This is a genomic window from Streptococcus lactarius, from assembly GCF_016642265.1.
In the GTDB taxonomy this organism is placed as follows: domain Bacteria; phylum Bacillota; class Bacilli; order Lactobacillales; family Streptococcaceae; genus Streptococcus; species Streptococcus lactarius.
Map to the genome: position 1 here is coordinate 95,064 of NZ_MRXX01000015.1, position 17,532 is coordinate 112,595.

Annotated in this window: 14 protein-coding genes and 1 other annotated feature; all 14 genes read right to left on the minus strand. The window is 41.5% G+C overall.

All coding sequences use genetic code 11. The features are described from left to right. Nucleotides 1-68: 68 nt before the first annotated feature. The 14 genes from BTU61_RS09485 to BTU61_RS09550 all read right to left on the minus strand — a co-directional run bounded on the left by BTU61_RS09485 (nt 69) and on the right by BTU61_RS09550 (nt 17,532). Entirely contained in the window at nt 69-581 is a 513-nt protein-coding gene (locus BTU61_RS09485) for a GNAT family N-acetyltransferase (protein WP_200773319.1), read from the minus strand. 149 nt (nt 582-730) lie between these two features. Then, the gene (locus tag BTU61_RS09490; protein WP_200773320.1) at nt 731-2,506 is read right to left on the minus strand and encodes an ABC transporter ATP-binding protein; all 1,776 of its coding nucleotides are present in this window, start codon (nt 2,504-2,506) and stop codon (nt 731-733) included. A gap of 13 nt (nt 2,507-2,519) precedes the next feature. Continuing rightward, nucleotides 2,520-4,259: an ABC transporter ATP-binding protein gene (locus BTU61_RS09495; protein WP_200773321.1), complete on the minus strand. Its 1,740-nt coding sequence runs from the start codon at nt 4,257-4,259 to the stop codon at nt 2,520-2,522. Between the two features lie 177 nt (nt 4,260-4,436). Then, nucleotides 4,437-4,886, minus strand: a complete 450-nt coding sequence (locus BTU61_RS09500) for a hypothetical protein (protein WP_200773322.1) — start codon at nt 4,884-4,886, stop codon at nt 4,437-4,439. A gap of 105 nt (nt 4,887-4,991) precedes the next feature. Further along, nucleotides 4,992-5,444 (minus strand): LptM family lipoprotein, encoded by a 453-nt coding sequence (locus tag BTU61_RS09505; RefSeq protein ID WP_200773323.1) that lies wholly within the window; start codon nt 5,442-5,444, stop codon nt 4,992-4,994. A 196-nt stretch (nt 5,445-5,640) separates the two neighbouring features. Next, nucleotides 5,641-6,084, minus strand: a complete 444-nt coding sequence (locus tag BTU61_RS09510) for a hypothetical protein (protein WP_200773324.1) — start codon at nt 6,082-6,084, stop codon at nt 5,641-5,643. A 245-nt stretch (nt 6,085-6,329) separates the two neighbouring features. Next, complete coding sequence (gene rplL / locus BTU61_RS09515; RefSeq protein WP_187539888.1) at nt 6,330-6,698, minus strand: 50S ribosomal protein L7/L12; 369 nt, start codon at nt 6,696-6,698, stop codon at nt 6,330-6,332. Nucleotides 6,699-6,765: 67 nt separating this feature from the next. Next, nucleotides 6,766-7,269 carry a 50S ribosomal protein L10 gene (gene rplJ, locus BTU61_RS09520; protein ID WP_187539890.1) on the minus strand — a complete coding sequence of 168 codons (504 nt, stop codon included), beginning with the start codon at nt 7,267-7,269 and terminating at the stop codon, nt 6,766-6,768. 38 nt (nt 7,270-7,307) lie between these two features. Further along, nucleotides 7,308-7,442, minus strand: a sequence feature (ribosomal protein L10 leader region). 58 nt (nt 7,443-7,500) lie between these two features. Continuing rightward, nucleotides 7,501-8,298, minus strand: coding sequence for a formate/nitrite transporter family protein (locus BTU61_RS09525; protein WP_200773325.1), 798 nt, complete (start codon nt 8,296-8,298; stop codon nt 7,501-7,503). A gap of 159 nt (nt 8,299-8,457) precedes the next feature. Further along, a complete protein-coding gene (locus BTU61_RS09530) occupies nt 8,458-9,159 on the minus strand; it encodes a glucosaminidase domain-containing protein (protein WP_200773326.1) in 702 nt (233 codons plus the stop codon). A gap of 148 nt (nt 9,160-9,307) precedes the next feature. Continuing rightward, on the minus strand, nt 9,308-9,910 hold the full coding sequence (gene yihA, locus BTU61_RS09535; protein WP_200773327.1) for a ribosome biogenesis GTP-binding protein YihA/YsxC: 603 nt from the start codon (nt 9,908-9,910) through the stop codon (nt 9,308-9,310). Between the two features lie 11 nt (nt 9,911-9,921). Further along, nucleotides 9,922-11,154, minus strand: a complete 1,233-nt coding sequence (gene clpX, locus BTU61_RS09540; protein WP_187539897.1) for an ATP-dependent Clp protease ATP-binding subunit ClpX — start codon at nt 11,152-11,154, stop codon at nt 9,922-9,924. A 209-nt stretch (nt 11,155-11,363) separates the two neighbouring features. Further along, a complete protein-coding gene (locus BTU61_RS09545) occupies nt 11,364-11,873 on the minus strand; it encodes a dihydrofolate reductase (RefSeq protein ID WP_200773328.1) in 510 nt (169 codons plus the stop codon). 145 nt (nt 11,874-12,018) lie between these two features. Beyond that, a complete protein-coding gene (locus tag BTU61_RS09550; RefSeq protein ID WP_420882256.1) occupies nt 12,019-17,532 on the minus strand; it encodes an LPXTG cell wall anchor domain-containing protein in 5,514 nt (1,837 codons plus the stop codon).

Genomic DNA, 17,532 nt, shown 5'->3' on the forward strand with positions numbered 1-17,532 from the left:
ATCGCATGTGACTATTATAGCATATTGGACGCTAGAGTCAAGTAAACTATTTTCTCTATTTGCTTCTCTTACTTTTTCAAAAATGTGGTTGGCCCTTCCAAGCTCTTTTGCATCCAGACGATATCGTGCCATTGGTCAAACTTATAGCCAATCTTTGGAAAATGAGCCACTTGGACATAACCTCGCTTTTCATGCATAGCAATGCTAGCCTCGTTTGGGAGGGCAATACAAGCCAAATAGCGTAAAAAGCCTCGTGCTTTCAGCTCCTCTTCTAAAGCATCATAAAGGGCCGATCCAATCCCCTTTCCTCTGGCTTCTTTGTAGATGTAGATGGATAATTCCACAGTCCAATCATAGGCAGCGCGTGCATAATAGGTGGAGGCATAGGCATAGCCCACAACTACGCCCTCTTCTTCTGCGACTAGATAAGGAAAATGAGCCAGCGTTTGCGTAATACGCTTCTCAAATTCTCGGACAGTCGGCACATCCACCTCAAAGGTAATGGCAGTGTCTGTCACGTAAGGTTGGTAAATATCCCGAATGGCCTTTGCATCAGCTAGCTGTGCAGAGCGAATCATCATGGTATCTCCTTTTCGAATACTCCTAGTATAACGAGAAGCCCGGCAACTGTCAATCATTGTCTGCGTCAAAAATCCCTCATCCTTCTAATTCTTTCTCACAAAAAGAGGCTGGAGCCTTTTGGCCCAATCTCTTAGCAAAGAATGAGGATCTAGTCTTCTTTATTTGAAAACTGACTGTTATAGAGTTCGTAATAGAAGCCCTTGTCTGCCAACAAGGATTGGTGATTGCCTTGTTCAATGATTTGACCATCTTTGAGCACCAGGATTTTATCAGCTTCTTGAATGGTCGACAAGCGGTGGGCAATGACAAAGCTAGTCCGCCCTTTCATTAAGTTCTTCATAGCTTTTTGAATCAAGAGCTCCAAACGCGTATCAACGGAAGACGTTGCTTCGTCTAAAATCAAAATTTTAGGATCAGCCAAGAGCGCACGCGCAATGGTCAAGAGTTGCTTTTGACCTAGAGAAATATTGCTAGACTCCTGGTTCATTTCCATATTGTAACCACCCGGCAGGGTCCGGATAAAGTGATCGACATTGGCGGCCTTTGCAGCAGCAACAATTTCTTCATCTGTCGCCTCAAGATTACCAAATCGCAGATTTTCTTTAATGGTTCCCTCATACAACCAGGCATCCTGAAGCACCATCCCGAATTGTTTGCGGTATTCCTGACGGGAAATATGTCGGATATCGTGGCCATCAACCGTAATGGATCCAGCCGTCACATCGTAAAAGCGCATCAGCAAATTGATAAGAGTAGTTTTTCCAGCTCCAGTCGGACCAACAATGGCCACCATTTCACCGGGTTTCACTTCCAAATTGAAATCCCGAATCAAAGGCTTGTCCGCTACATATTGGAAATCCACATGTTTGAAGCTCACTTGACCGGTCAAATCTCCAGTCAGGGCTTCACTTTTATCTTCTACCTCATCCGGTTCATCCATGACTTGGAAAATCCGATCCAGCGAAGATTTGGCACTTTGTAGCTGACCAGCTAACTGGGTCAAATTTTGAATAGGTTGATTGATTTGCCAGACATATTGCACAAAAGCCTGCATATTTCCGACCGTCAAGCGACCAGCCAATACTTGCACACCTCCCACCAAGGCGACAACCAAGTAGGTCAAGTCGGATATCCCATTTAGGACTGGCATCATCAATCCAGAAATGAAATTAGCCTTAAAACCAACCTCTTTCAAGTGTTGAGTAATCTGATGGAACTCTTCTTGAGAGGACTCTTCTCTTACATAGAGTTTGAGAACATTGAAACCTGTCAAATTCTCCTGAACAAAACCATTCATAGCTCCTAAAACATCTGCTTGCTGCTTGAAGTAAGGTTGGGATTTTTTCATGATAAAGCGAGCACTTAGATAAGTAATCGGAATCGATAGAATCACCACTAAACCTAATTGAAGGTTCAAATAAAGCACCATACTGATGACAAATAGCAAGGTAAAGACGGCATTGACAATTTGCAAAAAGGATTGTTGCAAGGCATTTGAGACTGTTTCGACATCGCTAGTAAAGCGTCCAAGCAGGTCTCCAAACTGGTGACGGTCAAAATATGACACAGGAATCCGATTGATTTTATGAGACAAATCATTCCGCATATCCTGAATCGTCTTTTGGACCGCATTGGTCATGAAATAGTTGGAATAATAGGACCCCAACTCATAAAAGACCCCACGAATCAAGTAAAGCGTCATAATGATAGCAATATAGGAGGCATTGAGTCCAGCTCCAGGCACTCCTTTAGCCATTTCCAAGAGATTTTGAGTTAATTCGGTAATGGCAAGCCCCAAAACAAAGGGTTCCACGACACTCATGATGACGCTGACGATTTTTAGAAAAATGGACAAGCAAACTTCAAAGCGATAAGCTCTCAAATAAGTCCATAGTCGACGAAAACTAGATTGTTCTTTTTTCATTTGCTTCTCCTTTCTATTCTTCCGTAAGCGATGGGCTACTATTCAATTGAGAATTAGCAATTTCCCGATAAATATCATTACTTGCCATTAACTCTTCGTGTGTTCCACGGCCCACAATCTCACCTTGATCCAAGACAATAATTTGATCCGCATCCATGATGGTTCCTACACGTTGCGCTACGATCAAGACAGTCGCATCTCCTGTTACCTCTTTAAGGCGTTTGCGTAAGATGGCATCCGTCTTGTAGTCCAAGGCAGAGAAGGAATCGTCAAAGATATAAACATCCGGATGTTTAACAACGGCACGGGCGATGGACAAGCGTTGCTTTTGCCCTCCTGATAAGTTACTTCCACCTTCGGCTAAATGGGTGTCGAAGCGATCTTCCCGACTATCTATAAATTCTTTGGCTTGGGAGATATCTGCCGCTTGTTCTAGTTCTTGGACAGAGGCATCTTCCTTTCCATAGCGAAGATTTTCAGCAATAGTCCCTGTAAACAGCAGCGCCTTTTGTGGAATAAACCCAATCTTTTGACGAAGGGCCTTGAGATTGTACTCCCGAACATCTACGCCATCCACCAAAATCTTCCCAAGAGTCACATCATAGAATCGAGGAATCAATTGCACGAGGGAAGACTTCCCAGAACCAGTCGATCCAATAAAGGCAATGGTTTCACCTGGCTTAGCCTTAAAAGAAATATTGTGCAAAACAGGACTTTCTGTCTCACCGGGATAAGCAAACGTCACATTGTCAAATTCCAGATAGCCGTGTGATGTTGTCTCCGTCACGCCTTTATCATTTGGATCAATCGAAATCGGCATATCCATAATTTCCTTAAGACGACGACTAGAAACCGCTGTACGAGGATACATGGTAAAAAGGTTGGCTAAGAAAAGAAAAGACAAAAGCGCGTGGAAGCTATACTCAATAAAGGCCACCAAATCCCCGATTTTGAGACTTCCGTCATGAAGGGGGTCCAAGGCAAACCAAACGATTGCCACAATCATGGCAATGATGATCTGCACAAATAAAGGTTCTGTTAAACCAGTTAGTTTGAACAATTTATTCGAGTTGTCAGCATAGATTTCATTTTCAGATGCAAATTTCTCCTGCTGAAAGTCTTCACGAGCAAAGGCTCGTATGACCCGAAGCCCTGTCAAATTTTCACGCGCATACTGATTAAGATGATCTAAAGTCTTTTGCTGCTTCTCTGAAAGTGGACGTGTCTTCACTGCTACATACCAAACGACAACAGCAAGAAATGGCACCGATACCGCTACGATCCATGCTAGAGAAGGACTGGTCGTTAGAATCAAGAGAACACTTGAGACCATCATCAAGGGTGTGATGACCCCCATCTTCAACATGGAATCCGCAAATTGCATCAAAACAAAAGCATCCGAAGTCAAGCGAGTGACCAAAGAAGAGACCCCAATCTGTTCGTATTCGTGATGAGAATACTCTTGTAACTTCGCATAGAGGTCATTGCGCATATCGCGGACCATGGTCGTCGTTAGTTGCCCAACAGCATAGGACAAAACGATCCGCCCCAAAATCCCAATCAAAATAATCCCAAACATGATCCAACCCCAGAAAAAGAGCCGGTCCACATCACGAGGATTGATCCCTTCATCGATCATGCGAGCCAAAACCGTTGGCAGTCCTAAATTAACGATAACAAAAAAGACCGCTGAAAATAAATTCAAGGCTAGCCATTTGGGATACTGTTTCAAGTAAGACCAAATATAGAGCATACATAACTCTCCTTTTTCATAAATAATATCCTTCATTACACAGAAAAGAGGGAGTGAAACCGAAACAATTCTAACGAATAGCATTCCGGATTCAGTCCCATCTGTAGTCTCATACATTATACCAAACCATAAGTAAAAGTAAAGTAAAAGAGCAAGTTTCCCTGCTCTTTACTTGCTTTATTTTGTACGTTTAAGTTTAGCGTTTTTAAGAATAATCAGATCCCCTTGATTGCTAGAACTTAACTTAGATAGATCAACTGTTAAATAATCACCGTCAATCTTGTATGTAATCTTTTCACCTCTACCATCTGTTGAGGTAATTGTTTTCTCTTTTTGATTGATTTTGACAACATAAGATCTCTCAATCTTTTGACCAGCGACTTCACCCGCAATGTTGAGGGTTCCTTTTGAATCTTTGATCTTAATAGAAACTTCAAAATTAATAAGGTCTCCAATAGACTCTAATTGACTACCTGATAAGCCTTGCTCCTCAAGAATTTTCTTGAGTTCAGTTTTTGATGGTTTGTAGACATAAGTCCCGTTATCACTTTTGGCACCGCAAGCTACTAACAAACCAAGTGCAAAAATACCAACAAGTCCTAAAATAAGACGTTTCACATGTTTCATAATCAATCTCCTCATGTACCTTATAATCAGATTTTACCATTATTTTAATACCGATTCAAGATGTTTTAAAGAAAAAAGAACAGTTACCCCTGCTCTTTTAGATGATTATTTTGTGCGTTTGAATTCAGCGTTTTTAATAAGTGACGAAGCAAATTGGTTAGTTGATTCTTGATCTCTCGTGAAGATAAATGTCAATGTATCTCCTTTAATCCTGTATCGAATGTTATCGCCTTTTTCTTCTTTCGCAGCAATTGTTTTAGTTTTTTGATTGATCGTAATTTCTGTTGAATCTGTGGTTTTATGGCCTGGTCTTTTAGTTTTAATAGTTAAATATCCTTCTGAACCGTTAATTTCAACTGATAATTCTAAGGAATATTTATTATTTAAAGAATCAATATCCGAGCTAGATGCACCTTGCTCTTTAAGAATTTTCTTCATTTCTGCTGTCGATGGTTTGTAAACATAGGTTCCATTGTCACCTTTTGCACCACACCCAGTTAAAAGAAAAATAGCAAAGAAAGATACTAGAGCCAAAATAAACTGTTTAAAGTTTTTCATAATTTCTCCTCATTTCATAGAATATCCCTATTATAGCAACAATTCCATTGCATCGCAATGAAATTGTTACATTATTTAGTTTGACTGGGTTCAAACTATTGCTATTAGATAAAGATCAAAAATTTAGTTAGAATTCTAATAGACAATCATAATAAATACACATAAAAAGGTAGGATTTAGATCCCACCTCTATTAACTATTTAACTTTTTTAAACTTAGCAATTTTCATGTAGTTCTTAAACATGTCTGTGTCACCCATCAAAGAATTCTTCACATTCTTAATCGTTAACACATTTCCTGAAACTTGATAAGTAATTTCTGCTTTCCCATACTCATTTTTTGAGACAAGAGTTTTAGCTTTTTGGTCTACTTCCAAATCAATCACTTGATTATGCTTTTGTCCAGCAGCATTCGTGTTTACTTTCATCTCACCTTTCTTATCATTGATTATAATAGAAATAGTGAATGAGTAATCATCACCTATCAAAGATTGAAATTCACTTGGCATAATTTCTTTTATTTCATCTTTAGTAGGCTCAAACACGTAAGTACCGTTATCACTTTTAGCGCCACAGGCTACCAAAAATACTGCTGCAAAGACAGCTACAAAAGCTAATAAAAGACGTTTAAAATTTTTCATCATCTTCTCCTTTATGATATGATTTACAGTTATTATAGCAACAAATGAGCAACATCACAAGGAGATATAGTAAATGTAAAATGATTGTAACATCATTAAAACTGCACTATTTAGTAGTGTTTATCGAAAAGCAAGCAGAGTTAAAGGACCAGTTAGTATTCTGAAGATCTATAGTTCACCTTACATCATTATTGACAAAAAAACCGAGGTCGAAACCCCGGTTTTCATATTGATTGGAAACTCTATTATTTAAGAGTAACTGAAGCTCCAGCTTCTTCCAATTTAGCTTTAAGTTCTTCAGCTTCAGCAGCTGGAACACCTTCTTTGATGACACCTGGTGCACCATCAACAAGTTCTTTAGCTTCTTTAAGACCAAGACCTGTGATTTCACGTACAACTTTGATAACGCCAACTTTTTTGTCACCAGCAGCTGTCAATTCGATGTCGAATGAATCTTTAGCAGCACCTGCGTCTGCACCACCAGCAGCAGCTACAGCTACAGGAGCAGCTGCAGTTACACCAAATTCTTCTTCGATAGCTTTTACAAGGTCGTTCAATTCAAGGATTGAAGCTTCTTTAATTTCAGCAATAATGTTTTCAATGTTCAATGCCATTGTTATTTCCTCCAAATAAGTTTTTAATTTTATAATAGTTTTTTGTAGCTAGGCTACGCTGCGCAGATTAAGCTGCGTCTTCTTTGTTGTCTGCAACCGCTTTGACTGCAAGAGCAACGTTGCGCACTGGCGCTTGAAGTACAGAAAGGAGCATAGAAAGAAGTCCTTCGCGACTTGGAAGACTCGCAAGTGCAATAATTTCTTCTTTAGATGCGACAGCACCTTCAATGGCACCACCTTTGATTTCAAGTGCGTCAGCGTCTTTAGCAAAGTCGTTCAAGATCTTCGCTGGTGCAACTACATCTTCATGTGAAAATGCAACTGCAGATGGTCCAACAAATGATGATGCCAATTCTTCAAGACCAGCTTTTTCAGCAGCACGACGCAAGATTGAGTTTTTAATCACTTTGAACTCAACTTCGCTTTCGCGAAGGTTGCGACGAAGAACAGTATCTTGTTCAACTGTCAAACCACGAGAATCTACAACAACGATAGAAACGGCAGCTTTCATTTTTTCAGCTACTACGTCTACTAATTCCGCTTTCTTAGCAATAATTGCTTCACTACTCATTAGTGTGTTCACCTCCGTAATTATTTTGCTTGGGGAATTTTTCCAAAAGAAAAACGCGCCCAAACCTAGACACGAAAGTACAATACGCTTCATATAATGGATACGTTTTGTCCTCGGTAGGATTCTTATGAGTCGAGCTCCCCTACTGTCTTAGGCAGTTTTTTCAAACCATTAGTTAGTTTACCACATAAAAAAAAAGAATGCAAGTACTTTCGCAAACTTTTTTTATTTTTAATCGTTGTAGAGACTCTTGATGTTATTCAACCAAGCATAGGCTAATCCCATCAATACCCCACCTCCAACCCAGTTGGCCACAAAGGTCACACCGTAATGCCGGAGAATATTAAACAATTCATAATGTGGCAATTGACTGGATACCGGATTAAAGCCTAATAGAGAGAACGAAGCAAAATTGGCTGCCAAGTGTTCATTGGTCATAAAGACAAACATGTAGATAGCTGACAAGGCTAATAGTACTTTTGCTGTTTCATCCTTAAAGTACAAATAGGAAAGAATGGCAATGTTAACAAAGATATTTGCGATAATCCCTTCAAAGAAAACCACTTGATTGGTCCGTTGCAGTTTATTTTCAACAACTATCGCAAGGAAACCTTTTGGATCTACATGAGCAAAAGCTGTTGTTTGGTTAAATAAAAAGGCAACGAGTAACGCACCAACTAGATTAAAGAACGTACAGTATAAAAGAATTTCCAGAGCTTTTTTCCAGTTAATTTTCTTTAGATAAGTCCCTGCTGTTAAATACATCATATTGGAAGTGGTCAATTCTGTATTTAAGAAAAGAAGATAAACAAGGCCCCAAGCAAAGATAAATGGAAATAAAAACCTTCCCGAACCTGGTAAAAAAGTATTTAAAAGGTCTGCGGCTACAGCTCCTACTGCTGTGCTTAAGGTTAGAAAACCACCAGCAAACATGGAGCGAACAGCATAGCGAGTCTTGGACTTCTTGTAAAGATCTTCTTTCTTATTGCAAGCAGCACCAATCTTTTGAGCAAAATTAGATTCAGTCATAAACATCTCCTTATATTCAGTTTGTGAATAAAATCATTATATCATAGAGAAAAGATTTTAAAAAGGTTTTCAGAGTTAAAAATCAGCTACCGACAGAAATACGTTTTAATTCGTTTTAACAATAAAAAAAAGAGGCTGAATCAGCCTCTCTGTTAGAAATTAGCGTAAACGGTTTGCCCAAGCGATATCCAAATTCAAAATTTCTTGAGATGTGAATTGTTGACGATATGGATTGTATACAGAACCTGTAACTCCACCTTGAACATTTGGTGAATCATACTGTGTTAAATTGTATGCTTCAATGATATGGTTTAATTTTGCATTGTAGCTTGTATCCGTTGCATAGACACCTGTCAAAGCAGCGGTTGCATCTTGATAGCTAGATGTATTGCTCTTCCAAGCACCTGCGAAGTGTCCTTGTTTTAAAACTGCCACGTAATCTTGCAATGATTCGTAGTAGCTTGGATAAGAACGAAAGGCATCATTAATGGTATAAGCATTTCCAGCACCATCATCTTCCCAGGTTTGCATTACGGCTGATTGACCTGCATAGCTACCTTTAATCCCGAAAAGATTGTAGTGTGGATATGAAGCCAAACCAGACTGACCTGAACTACTTTCAAGAATAGCTTGTGCAATCATTACGGATGCATATAGGTCATTTTCCTGACCAAGTTGACGAGCAGACTCCCCGATTTGTGAGATGAATGCTTCAGTTGGATCTTGGTAGGCTTGATAAGTTCCATCATTTGCTCCAACGGAGGTCACATGTTCGCTCATCGCTGCAGCAAAAGTTCCAACTGCCACAACGGAAACGACGAATCCTATTAATTTCGTTTTATTCCGAATTTTTATTTTCATAATTCTATTTATCTCCAATTAATTTTTATCATCTTTTATCTTTAAAATGATTATATCATATAAATAGAATAAAACAAATACACTTATATTACACTTGTATTACAATTCCGAGATAAATCCAAAACAAAAATGACATTTTCATGTCATTTCAATTTATTTCGTAAAAAGCATGATCTAGAATTTCATCCCATGACTTCTCTAGTCCTTCTTTTGTAACGGAAGAAAAGATAATGAAGCTATCTGACGTGTCAAAGTCTAGTTTTTTCTTAATCATCGACTCGTATTTGTTCCATTTTCCTCGTGGGATCTTATCCGCCTTAGTTGCAACAAGAATAACGGGAATTTCGTAGTATTTCAGAAATTCATACATCTGAACATCATCTGCAGATGGTTCGTGACGAAAGTCAACCAGACTAACGACCGCTTTTAAGTTTTCACGACTAGTCAGGTACTCTTCAATCATGCGTCCCCACTTCTCCCGTTCTTTTTTAGAGACACGGGCATAGCCATAACCTGGTACATCGACAAGACGAAGTTTATCATCGATATTGAAGAAATTTAGCAATTGGGTCTTTCCAGGTTTTCCAGAAGTTCTGGCTAGGTTCTTTCGATTCAAGAGAGTATTAATAAAAGAAGACTTGCCGACATTTGATCGACCGGCAAGTGCAACTTCTGGAATATCATCTTGAGGATAGTGACTCTTATTTGCAGCGCTTAAGAGAATATCCGCATTGTGTGTGTTTATTTCCATGTGTTATCTTTCTAGGCTGTTTCAAGAATTGGTTTTTCCGTTCCATCGACGGCTTCTTTGGTGATGCGAACCAATTTGACATCTTCTTGACTTGGAACTTCAAACATGACATCCATCATGGTTTCTTCGATAATGGAGCGAAGTCCACGAGCTCCTGTCTTTCTTTCGATGGCTTTATTAGCAATCTCTTGAAGTGCTTCATCATCAAATTCCAATTCCACATTATCGTAAGAAAGCAAGGTTTGGTATTGTTTTACCAAGGCATTGCGTGGCTCTTTGAGGATGCGGACGAGGTCATCAACAGTCAATTGCTCAAGAGCCGCAAAGACTGGAAGGCGTCCAATCAATTCAGGGATAATCCCAAATTTTTGAATATCTTCTGCCACGATTTCTTGCATATAAGAGCTTGCTTCATCGATAGCCTTGTTATTTTTACCAAAACCGATGATCTTCTCACCTAAGCGTTGCTTAACAATTTCTTCGATTCCGTCAAATGCTCCACCAACGATGAAGAGAATATTTTTCGTATCCACTTGGATCATTTCTTGTTGAGGGTGCTTGCGACCACCTTGAGGGGGAACGCTAGCAACTGTCCCTTCAATGATCTTCAAGAGAGCTTGTTGGACACCTTCACCGGAAACATCACGAGTGATCGAGACATTTTCGCTTTTCTTAGCGATTTTATCAATTTCATCCACATAGATGATCCCACGTTCTGCACGTTCAATATTGAAATCCGCTGCCTGAAGGAGCTTTAAGAGAATATTTTCAACGTCTTCTCCTACATAACCAGCTTCAGTCAAGGCAGTCGCATCAGCAATGGCGAATGGAACATTCAAGCTACGTGCCAAGGTTTGGGCTAAGAAGGTTTTACCTGAACCAGTTGGGCCGATCATGAGGATGTTTGATTTTTGCAATTCTACATCAGTATCATCTTCACGTGTATCGTGGTAATTGATCCGTTTGTAGTGATTGTAAACGGCTACGGCAAGAGCACGTTTGGCACGGTCTTGACCGATGACATAGTGGTTCAAAATTTGAAGCAATTCGATTGGTTTTGGAACTTCGCTAAGATCTGCAAGTACTTCTTCAGCGAGTTCTTCACGAATGATTTCTTGGGCTAACTCGACGCATTCATTACAAATGAAGGCATTGTTCCCAGCGATGATTTTTTGGACTTCATCTTGACTCTTACCGCAAAATGAACAGTAGACCATCATATCCGAATTTTGATTGGTTGGCATGGTTTTCCTCTTTCTGTCGTTTATTTGATTGATTTTATCTTAAAACAGGGTCATGTAAAAGGCGTGAATAGAATTGACGAGGTTAGTAAACGCATTTAGTAAGAATAAAATGGCCAGGCCAAAGCGTTTCTTTCGAAAGGTTTGGAGCGCACAAATCAGACAGATGACGCACAGGACTGCTGTAAAAAAACCAAATACACTGCGTTCCATTAGTCTAATTCCTTTCTCTTGTAGTAGTGAACTGTAAAATCGTAAGGATTTTTCTCGTCTTTTGGATGATGGACTTGATGGGTACTTTCATAGAGGTTCTGATCGATCTCCGGTGCATAAGTATCCCCATCGATCTCAGCATGAATCTCGGTCTGGATCAACTCTTCTAACTGATCTGAGAATAACTTAAGGATTTGACTTCCACCGATAATATACAAACTCTTTTCTTGCTTCTGATACCAGTCCAAGACCTCTTCTTTGCTGTGCATGACAAGGACATCCTCGTTCTCAGCATTGTAGGCTTGATCTTGCGTGAGAATAATACTGGTTCGTCCTGGTAAGACGCGTTTTTTCATACCGTCAAAGGTTACTCGACCCATGAGGATCACTTGCCCCATGGTCGTTTTTTTGAAATGCTGGAGCTCTGCTGGTAGATGCCACGGCATAACATGGTCCTTTCCAATGATGCCGTTCTCCGTCTGAGCCCAGATACCAATCATCTTTTTCATTCTCTCATCCTTTACACTGATACTTCTATTTTATCAAATTTTCTTCTAAAAGACTGATTTCAACTATCTAGTTTAGCGGATATTTTTCAGAGAAAAACAGAAAAAAACCGCGAGGATTTCGCGGTTTCTTTAGCCACAATCGAGCTTAGTCTTCTTTTTTGCGTTTGGCAAGTCCAAATAATGAGAGACCTGCTAGAGCACTAAAGATTGCTAGACCAGCAGTAGAAGATTCTTTTGTACCAGTATTTGGAAGTTGGGCTGTTGGATCTTGAGGATCGATATAAGTCACTTCTTCTTTCGTTTCTGGAACGACTGGAACAGTTGGTTCTTCTGGTCTTGGTTGCGGTTGTGGTGTTGGAGTTGGAGTCGGCATTGGACTTGGTGTTACTGTCTTCTTGTAGATATGTTGGATATTTCCATCTTTATCAACTACAGTTTTCACAAAGTCATAACCTGGAATGTCTTTCTTCGGTTGTTCGCCATCTTCAGTTGGGTAACCTGGAATTGGTTTACCATTTTCATCTACGTGTGAAGTTGTCACTTTTTCGTAGACATGCTCTGTATCACCATTTGGTAATTTCTTCGTTTCTACGAAGCGGTAACCTGGAATTTCAGCTTTTGGTTCTTCTCCATCAACTGTAGGATATCCTGGGATTTCCTTACCTTCTTTATCAACAAACTTAGTGATTGGAAGGACAGTTGGTGTGTAAGTTGCAGAAGCTTTTGTTCCGTTTACATCTTCGCGAACCACTGTTACAGCAGGTGCAGTTCCTGTGAATTCTGGTTCTGGTGTGAAGGTTACAGTTCCGTCTGCTGCTACTGTGTAAGTACCAAAACCTGGGATGGTCTTAGTTGTTGAGCCATCGTCAAAAGTTGCTGGAACCTTGTCATTCATTGGAACACGGCTATCGCCTTCTGTGAAGACTGGTTTGCCTGTTTGGGTTTGACCCTTGTTTCCAATTGAAGTTACTGGTTCTGCCGTAGGAGCAACTGGCGTTACAGTTGGTGTGTATGTAGCGGTCACTGGTGTACCATTCTTATCTACCCGTTTGACTGTTACACCGGTACCTTTACCTGTAAATGATTTTTCTGGAACGAAGGTTACAGTTCCATCTGGAGCTACTGTGTAAGTTCCTTCACCTGGAATGGTCTTCGTTGTTGAACCATCTTCGAAGGTTGCTGGTACATCATCATCCATTGGCACACTTGGGTGACCAGGTGTGAAGTTTGGCTTACCTGTTTGGGTTTGACCTTGGATGTCTGTCGATGCTACAGGATCAGCAGTTGGTGTTACCGGAGTCACAGTTGGTGTGTAAGTTGCTTGGGCTTTAGTGCCGTTCACGTCTTCTCGTACCACAGTTACTGCTGGTGCAGTTCCGACGAATGATTTTTCTGGGACGAATGTAACTGTTCCATCTGCTGCTACTGTGTAAGTACCAACACCGTCTACAGTCTTCGTAGTTGAACCATCATCGAAGGTTGCAGGTACATCATCGTTCATTGGTACACGGCTATCGCCTTCAGTAAATTTAGGCTTACCTGTTTGAGTTGCACCTTGGATATCTGTAGATGTTGCTGGCTCAGCTGTTGGTGTTACTGGAGTTACTGTCGGTGTGTACTTAGCTGTGATTTCAGTACCGTTCTTATCGACACGCTTAACAGTTACGCCTGTTCCCACTCCTGTGAATGATTTTTCTGGAACGAAGGTGACTGTTCCGTCTGGAGCAACTGTGTAAGTTCCTTCACCTGGAATCGTCTTGGAAGTTGATCCATCTTCAAAGGTTGCTGGCACATCATCATCCATTGGAATTGCAGGGTTACCAGGTGTGAAGGTTGGTTTACCAGATTGTGTTTGACCTTGGGCATCTGTAGATGTTGCATCTTCAGAAGTTGGAACTACTGGAGTAATCTTCGGTGTGTACGTTGTTTCAGCTGGTGTGCCATTTGTATCTTTGGCTTGAACCTTAACTGGAACGACTTCACCTGAGTATGATTTATCCGTTGGTGTGAAGGTGACAACACCTGTTGTTTGATCAACTGTGTGAGTACCGATCTCTTTACCTTCTGGTGATTTCGCAACAACTGAAGCAGCTGGTTGGCCATTTTCATCAAGAAGGGTAATGGTATCCTTATCGATTGGGGCAACTGGGTCACCTTCTGTGAAGGTTACAGTTCCAGTTTGAACCACACCTTGAGGAGCTTCTGATGTAGCTGGTGTTGCGGTTGGAGTAACTGGAGTTACAGTTGGTGTGTACTTAGCAGTTGCTGGAGTACCGTTCTTATCCACACGTTTAACAGTTACGCCTGTTCCCACTCCCGTGAATGATTTTTCTGGGACGAAGGTGACTGTTCCGTCCGGTGCTACTGTGTATGTTCCTTCACCTGGAATGGTCTTGGTAATTGATCCATCGTCAAAGGTTGCTGGAATCGTGTCATCCATTGGCACATCAGGATTTCCTGGTGTGAAGGTTGGAGTACCTGATTGGGTTTGTCCTTGTTTATCCGTTGACGTTGCAGGTTCTGCAGTTGGCTTCACTGGAGTTACAGTAGGTGTATACTTAGCTGTAGCTGGAGTACCGTTCTTGTCCACGCGCTTAACAGTTACGCCTGTTCCTACTCCTGTGAATGATTTTTCTGGAACGAAGGTGACTGTGCCATCTGGAGCTACTGTGTAAGTTCCTTCACCTGGAATCGTCTTGGTAGTTGATCCATCTTCAAATGTTGCTGGCACGTCATCATCCATTGGGACACTTGGGTTTCCTTCGGTGAAGGTTGGTTTACCTGTTTGTGTCTTACCTTGGATATCAGTAGATGTTGCAGGTTCCGCAGTTGGCACGACTGGCGTAATCTTCGGTGTGTACGTTGTTTCAGCTGGTGTGCCATTTGTATCTTTGGCTTGAACCTTAACTGGAACGACTTCACCTGAGTATGATTTATCAGTTGGTGTGAAAGTGACAACTCCGGTAGTCTTATCAACTGTGTAAGTACCGATCTCTTTACCTTCTGGTGATTTCGCAACTACTGAAGCAGCTGGTTGGCCATTTTCGTCAAGAAGGGTAATGGTATCCTTATCGATTGGGGCAACTGGGTCACCTTCGGTGAAGGTTACAGTTCCAGTTTGAACCACACCTTGAGGTGCTTCTGATGTAGCTGGTGTTGCCGTTGGTGTTACTGGAGTTACAGTTGGGGTGTACTTAGCAGTTGCTGGAGTACCGTTCTTATCCACACGCTTAACAGTTACGCCTGTTCCCACTCCTGTGAATGATTTTTCTGGAACGAAGGTGACAGTTCCGTCCGGTGCTACTGTGTATGTTCCTTCACCTGGAATGGTCTTGGTAGTTGATCCATCTTCAAATGTTGCTGCTACAGTGTCGTCCATTGGCACACTTGGGGTTCCTGCAGTAAAGACAGGTTTACCTGTTTGGGTTTGGCCTTGTTTGTCTTTTGAAGTAACATCCACAGCAGTTGGCTTCACTGGAGTTACAGTTGGTGTATACTTAGCTGTTGCTGGTGTACCGTTCTTATCGACACGCTTAACAGTTACGCCTTCAGGTGTTCCAACATAAGTAGGAAGTGGCTTGAATGTAACCGTTCCGTCTGGAGCTACTGTATAAGTACCAACGCCATCGACTGTCTTCGTCGTTGATCCGTCTTCAAAGGTTGCAGGAACGGTATCGTCCATTGGTACACGGCTATCGCCTTCAGTGAAGACTGGCTTACTTGTTTGAGTGGCACCTTGGATATCTGTAGAAGTTACCGGAGTACCTGTCGGTTTCACTGGTGTTACAGTTGGTGTGTAGGTCGCTTGAGCCTTGGTTCCGTTCATGTCTTCACGCACAACAGTTACTGCTGGTGCAGTTCCGATGAATGATTTTTCTGGAACGAAGGTGACTGTACCATCTGCTGCTACTGTGTAAGTACCTACATTTGGAACTGTCTTAGTTTTTGTACCATCATCGAAGGTTGCTGGGACAGCTTCATTGATCGCTACTGTCTTCTCAACGCCGTCAACGTTTACCGTTCCACCTTGGAATTTCGGTTTGCCTGTTTGAGTGGCACCTTGAATATCAGTGGTTTCAGCTGGCGTTGCTGTTGGAGTTACAGGGACAATCTCTGGTGTGTAAGTTGTATCAACCTTGATTCCGTTTGAGCTTTCGGCTTGAACTTTCACTGGTGTAACTGCACCGGTATAGGATTTATCCGTTGGTGTGAAGGTGACTTGACCAGTTGCTGGATCGATTGAGAAGTTACCAATAACAGTTGTTCCATCTGCCGCATAGGCTGGTGTTGTACCAGTTACTTCATTCCCATCTTTATCCAAAAGTTTATAGCTGTTTGCTTTAATGGTTACAGGTTTGTTTTGACCATTTACTTGAACAGTTGTTCCAGCAAAGGTTGGTGTACCCGTTTGAGTTGCACCTTGGATGTCCTTAGATGTAGCAGGTTGTGCAGTTGGTTTAGCAGGCACTACAGTTGGTGTGTAAGTTGCATCAGATGTGATCGTTGCAGTCTTACCGTTCGCATTTGTAATTGTAGCAGTTGCTTGGACCGTTACACCTTTAGCAGTTCCGACAAAATCTTTTTCTGGAGTAAATGTAACTGCTCCAGTCGTTGGGTCGATAGTATAGCTACCTTCTCCTGCTACGGTTACAGTTGTTGCATCAGTTGGTTGACCAGTCGCTGGGTCCACCAATTTCTTGCTGGTGATTTGAGCTGTCTTATCATTGCTCAAATCGAAAGTTGGTGTTTGAGTTTGAGGAACATTTTGAATGTCTTCAGAAACCTTATTTGTAGGAGTAACGGTAATTGGTGTCACAGTTGGTGTGTACTTAGCAGTCGCTGTCTTAACGTACTCATCACGAATCGTACCATCTTTGTCTCGTCCGACTGGAGCAGAAAGTGAAACCGTTATGCCATTTGCAGTTCCTGTAAATCCAGGTTCTGGAACGAAGGTCACTTGACCAGTCGTATCATCGATAGTGTAAGTTCCTTCTCCTGCCACCTTAACAGAAAGCGCATTTGTCGGTTGACCAGTTGCTGGGTCTACCAATTTAGCAGGATATAGCGCACTTGGAGTGATAGCAACCTTATTACCATCTAAGTTCGTTCCTACTACGTTAAAGGTTGGTGTACCAGTTTGGGTTGCTCCTTGTACATCAGTAGACGTCTTGTTTTCGCCTTCGATGTCTTTTGGCGTTACAGTCGGGATGTAAAGACCGTCCATGGTATGGATGGCTGTATCGACATTGGCTTCGTTGTCTGGGAATTTCGTTGACCAACCAGTGTCATAACCATTGGTATCTGTCCGACGGATTGAAATACCATCTGCAGTTCCTAGGAAGTGATCTTCTGGGATGAATTCCACATCTACTGAAGTTCCGTTAGGCGTGATCTTGTATTTACCTTGACCGGCCACAGCATAGTAACCATCGGCTCCTGGTGTTACGACTTGACCTGTACGGTTGTCCACCATCTGAGGAGCAACTGTCTCATCAATCTGAGCCTTATCTGTCAGACTATACTTATAGAGACCACGAGCCGTAAAGGCTACAGTAGCAGTTTGTTTTTCAAATTGAGGACCCGTTGTTTCCTTGACTTCCCCTTTTGGTGGGTGGGTTACTTGGGTCTTGAAGTCTTCCACTTCCCCTGAGAAGGCCAT

Bases quoted from the DNA above. Each gene is read 5' to 3' on its own strand.
- BTU61_RS09485 (WP_200773319.1), bottom strand. From the start codon at position 581: ATGATGATTCGCTCTGCACAGCTAGCTGATGCAAAGGCCATTCGGGAT.
- BTU61_RS09500 (WP_200773322.1), bottom strand. From the start codon at position 4,886: ATGAAACATGTGAAACGTCTTATTTTAGGACTTGTTGGTATTTTTGCA.
- BTU61_RS09550 (WP_420882256.1), bottom strand. From the start codon at position 17,532: ATGGCCTTCTCAGGGGAAGTGGAAGACTTCAAGACCCAAGTAACCCAC.
- clpX (WP_187539897.1), bottom strand. From the start codon at position 11,154: ATGCCAACCAATCAAAATTCGGATATGATGGTCTACTGTTCATTTTGC.
- BTU61_RS09530 (WP_200773326.1), bottom strand. From the start codon at position 9,159: ATGAAAATAAAAATTCGGAATAAAACGAAATTAATAGGATTCGTCGTT.
- BTU61_RS09495 (WP_200773321.1), bottom strand. From the start codon at position 4,259: ATGCTCTATATTTGGTCTTACTTGAAACAGTATCCCAAATGGCTAGCC.
- BTU61_RS09545 (WP_200773328.1), bottom strand. From the start codon at position 11,873: ATGAAAAAGATGATTGGTATCTGGGCTCAGACGGAGAACGGCATCATT.
- rplL (WP_187539888.1), bottom strand. From the start codon at position 6,698: ATGGCATTGAACATTGAAAACATTATTGCTGAAATTAAAGAAGCTTCA.
- BTU61_RS09490 (WP_200773320.1), bottom strand. From the start codon at position 2,506: ATGAAAAAAGAACAATCTAGTTTTCGTCGACTATGGACTTATTTGAGA.
- BTU61_RS09505 (WP_200773323.1), bottom strand. From the start codon at position 5,444: ATGAAAAACTTTAAACAGTTTATTTTGGCTCTAGTATCTTTCTTTGCT.
- BTU61_RS09510 (WP_200773324.1), bottom strand. From the start codon at position 6,084: ATGAAAAATTTTAAACGTCTTTTATTAGCTTTTGTAGCTGTCTTTGCA.
- rplJ (WP_187539890.1), bottom strand. From the start codon at position 7,269: ATGAGTAGTGAAGCAATTATTGCTAAGAAAGCGGAATTAGTAGACGTA.
- BTU61_RS09525 (WP_200773325.1), bottom strand. From the start codon at position 8,298: ATGACTGAATCTAATTTTGCTCAAAAGATTGGTGCTGCTTGCAATAAG.
- yihA (WP_200773327.1), bottom strand. From the start codon at position 9,910: ATGGAAATAAACACACACAATGCGGATATTCTCTTAAGCGCTGCAAAT.